Source organism: Pedobacter sp. 01N416, assembly GCF_056399685.1.
Genome location: NZ_JBFTRT010001013.1, coordinates 1 through 666 on the forward strand (window position 1 = coordinate 1; position 666 = coordinate 666).

The window sequence follows — 666 nt, forward strand, 5'->3', positions numbered from 1 at the left end:
ATGCAGAATGGCGTTTCCGTGCAAACGTTGATGAAACTCTTGCAAACGTACTTGCACCGTTGGATATGAAAGTAAACAAGGAAAAGCCAGGTGTTTACAAATTGAAAGAATATGAATATTACCGTTGGGAGGTTCAGGATGGATGGGCCTATTTGGATAGCTTGGCAACAAAATACCACGATCAGGCCAGTTGGGAAAAACGTAAGGCACAAATAAAGCCCGAATTATACCAAGCCTTATTGTTATCGCCATTGCCTGCCAAACCAAATTCAAAACCGATTATGACAGCGAAAAGAATTTTTGACGGTTATTCGGTCGAAAACATTGCATTAGAAATTTTACCTGGGGTTTGGATTAATGGCTCACTATATAAACCGTTAAATTTTAAAGGAAAAATCCCATTGGTTTTAAGTCCTGACGGACACTGGGAAAAACAACGTTTTAGACCTGATTGTCAGATCCGCTGTGCAATGATTGCCAGAATGGGCGCTATGGCCTTTAGCTACGACTTATTTGCCTGGGGCGAATCGATGCTCCAGTTTAAATATGAAGATCATCGCAAAAGCTTAGCGCAAACCATTCAGGCTTTGGGAGGAATCAGGATTTTAGACTACTTCAGTGCGCTAAAAGAAACCGATACAGCCAGAATTGGCATCAGTGGAGGTT

1 protein-coding gene is annotated in these 666 nt (G+C 41.6%); it reads left to right on the plus strand.

Going from position 1 to position 666, the window contains the following annotated elements:
- The coding region (locus AC1DND_RS28980) for an alpha/beta hydrolase (protein ID WP_477586441.1) at window positions 1-666 on the plus strand (666 nt) is incomplete at both ends.